Genomic DNA, 3,365 nt, shown 5'->3' on the forward strand with positions numbered 1-3,365 from the left:
GAGTTTCTTCATCCGGTCACTTGGGATGACGAACTTTCCATGAAGGTAAGTGTTTCCAGTATTGGGCTTCACTCGTTCACATTTCTAGTCGAAGGTAATGTAGCGCCAGATGTCATGGCATTTACTTCCAGTCTTACACACGTTTGCATCTCGCCGGTTACCAGGGAAGTTATTGAGGTTCCAGAGCAACTGAGGGCGCTGCTCCAGTCTTGAGCTTGAGCGTTGTAGTCGCTCGGACGAGATTGAGCTGGGCAGGCGACTGTCTTGCGTTCCACAGCCATCCCGATCATCGGCGATTCAGTGTGCGCATCGTTTAATGCTCCTCAAGGCTAGTGCGAGCAATACATCCAGCTCGCCATTGGTAGTGACGAGCACTTAGGGGTCGATATCTGACACGCCTTGATGATTCCTGACGCCGACAATCGGGTGAATTCCTGACACCTTTGAAGCGGCGCGGAGATCGACGATGGCTATCAGTGTTTTTGACTTGTTCAAGATGGGTGTCGGCCCCTCCAGCTCCCATACCGTCGGCCCGATGCGTGCCGGGGCTTTGTTTGTCGAGTATTTTGACCAACGGGGGAGTGGAGCATGCTGCAACTGACCGAGTCTGGCCGGCCACAACCGCCGGTGCTGCGTATTGGCTTCTGGTTGATGGAAGCCTTCGATTTGTATGCCCTTGCCAATGCGCTGGAGCCATTACGCCAGGCCAATCAGTTGGCGGGGTGCAATGTTTGCCAATGGCAAATGCTTAGCCTGGACGGACAGCAACTGAACGCCAGCAACGGCATCGCAACCGCCACTGCACGACTGGATCAGGCACAAATGTTCGATGTATTAATCCTCTGCGGTGGGGATAACCTGCATCTTCGAACTGAAAATCCAGACTTGCTCCAGCAGCTGAACCACTGGGCGAGGCAACCGATCAGCCTGGGGGCGTTGGGTAAGGCCGGTTGGCTACTGGCGCAGATTGGCGCGCTGGATGGTTTCCGCTGCAGTTTGCCGGAGCCCATCCCATCCCTGACCTTTGCTGCTTTGCGCGAGTTGACGCCGGTAGCGGCACCGTTCTGTGTCGATCGCCAACGCCTGACCTGCGTCGGCCCGCAGGCCGTTCAAGGGTTGATGCATGAGCTTCTCGCCCGGACCCACGGGCGTGGTCTGATACTGCGGATGGAAAAACATGCAGCACGCCAGGCCCGGCCGCTACTTCCTTTGCGTGACGCCCCGGAAAAACTTCAAGCAACACTGGCACTGATGAACGAGGACTTGCGCCGAACGCTGGGTATCGACGAACTGGCCGACACCATGGGCATTTCCCGGCGACATCTGGAACGGCTGTTCAAGCGCAGTCTGGGTTGTTCGCCGTCCCGACACTACCTGGACTTGCGGCTGCAACAGGCGCGCCAGTTGTTGCGGGCCGGTGAACATTCCTTGTCAGATGTCGCCGGGGAGTGCGGTTTCGTCTCGGTGCAACATTTCTCGCGCTGCTATCGCCAATACTTCGGAGCACACCCTCGCGATCATATGGGCGCGAGCTTGCTCACGAAGGTGCAGAATCAGCGGGTAGCAATGTTGAACGCACCGGCCACATCGCGAGCAAACACGCTAGCGCACTGACTGCGTTGCCAATGCCTCCGCCAAGCGGCTTTTATCGTGCTTGGCGGGGGCATTTTTGTTTCTGCCGGGGGGATCCGGGACCAGATTCCCAAACAGCGGATATGACCAACTACGGGTCGGATTCGCACAAAAAACCTCACCTTGCATCTGTTCGAATGATCTTCAGCGGCCCGCCAGATTGGCGCCTTCTGTTGCTCAAACAATGACAAGGATAAATGACATGCAAATGCCGAAAACCATCCAGATCAAGAACGGCGAAAAAGTGAATCCGACGTTCTCGGCTCAGGAATATGCCAACCGCCAGGCCAAATTGCGGGCTTATCTGGCGCAGAACAATATCGACGCGGCGGTCTTCACGTCTTATCACAACATCAACTACTACAGCGATTTCCTGTACTGCTCCTTCGGGCGTCAGTACGCGCTGGTCGTGACCCAGGACAGCGCCGTGACCATCAGCGCCAACATTGATGGCGGTCAGCCATGGCGCCGTACCGTCGGCACTGAAAACATCGTCTACACCGACTGGCAGCGCGACAACTACTTCGTCGCGATCCAGCAGGCCTTGCCCAAGGCCGGGCGCATCGGCATCGAGTTCGATCATCTGAACTTGCTCAATCGCGACAAACTCGCCAGCCGCTATCCGCAGGCTGAGCTGGTGGATATCGCCGCACCGTGCATGCGTATGCGCATGATCAAGTCCGCCGAAGAACACGCGATCATTCGCCATGGCGCGCGTATAGCGGACATCGGTGGTGCGGCCATCGTCGAAGCCTTGCGTGATCAGGTTCCAGAATACGAAGTTGCCCTGCATGCCACTCAGGCGATGGTGCGCGAAATTGCCCGCACTTTCCCGGATTCCGAACTGATGGACACCTGGACCTGGTTCCAGTCCGGTATCAACACCGATGGTGCACATAACCCGGTCACGTCGCGCAAGGTCAACAAGGGCGACATCCTCAGCCTTAACTGCTTCCCGATGATTGCCGGTTACTACACCGCACTGGAACGTACCTTGTTCCTGGACCACTGCTCCGATGAGCATCTGCGCTTATGGGAAGTTAACGTTAAAGTGCACGAGGCCGGTTTGAAGCTGATCAAACCAGGCATGCGCTGCTGCGATATCGCGCTGCAATTGAACGAGATTTTCCTGGAACACGATCTGCTGCAATACCGCACCTTCGGCTACGGCCACTCCTTCGGTACGCTGAGCCATTACTACGGGCGCGAAGCCGGGCTGGAATTGCGCGAAGACATCGACACGGTGCTGGAGCCAGGAATGGTGGTGTCCATTGAACCGATGATCATGCTGCCCGAAGGCCTTCCAGGTGCCGGCGGGTATCGTGAACACGACATCCTGATCGTCAACGAACAGGGTGGGGAAAACATCACCAAGTTCCCGTATGGCCCGGAACACAACATCATCAAGAAGTAAGATCCCGCGCCGCACAGTGAACCTGTGCGGCGTTTTGTTTTGACGAGTGGCGAAAAATCTTCCCGGTGGCTGAGATAAACCGGAACAAAACAATGCATGCACACTAAATAGCGCGCAGCATTTACCGAGCCTTGACCCTGCCAAGTAAAACAATAGAGGGTTTTGTCATGTTCTACGCCTCGACTCTTCGTTTCGATCACCACACCTCTGACACCGGAGGTGCCCAATGAGCACCCAAAGCGCAAGCCTGACGCCGACCCTGGCGCAGAAACTTGAACAGACCGCCGAGCGCAAGGCCCTGCGGCGCGCGGCCAGTGCC

General features: G+C 56.7%; 3 protein-coding genes and 1 pseudogene. All 4 read left to right on the forward strand.

Features of this window, described 5'->3' with window-relative positions; all coding sequences use genetic code 11:
• On the forward strand, positions 1 to 213 hold a 213-nt coding region (locus ACXRVY_RS20990), incomplete at its 5' end, for an acyl-CoA thioesterase (RefSeq protein ID WP_458238148.1).
• A gap of 253 nt (positions 214 to 466) precedes the next feature.
• Positions 467 to 577, forward strand: a pseudogene (locus ACXRVY_RS20995) (serine dehydratase beta chain); the annotation flags it as partial.
• Positions 578 to 588: 11 nt separating this feature from the next.
• Entirely contained in the window at positions 589 to 1,614 is a 1,026-nt protein-coding gene (locus tag ACXRVY_RS21000) for a GlxA family transcriptional regulator (RefSeq protein ID WP_223457287.1), read from the forward strand.
• Positions 1,615 to 1,834: 220 nt separating this feature from the next.
• Positions 1,835 to 3,046, forward strand: coding sequence for a M24 family metallopeptidase (locus tag ACXRVY_RS21005; protein WP_108217669.1), 1,212 nt, complete (start codon positions 1,835 to 1,837; stop codon positions 3,044 to 3,046).
• The last annotated feature ends 319 nt before the right edge of the window (positions 3,047 to 3,365 follow it).

This window comes from Pseudomonas sp. P5_A2_2 (assembly GCF_054177685.1).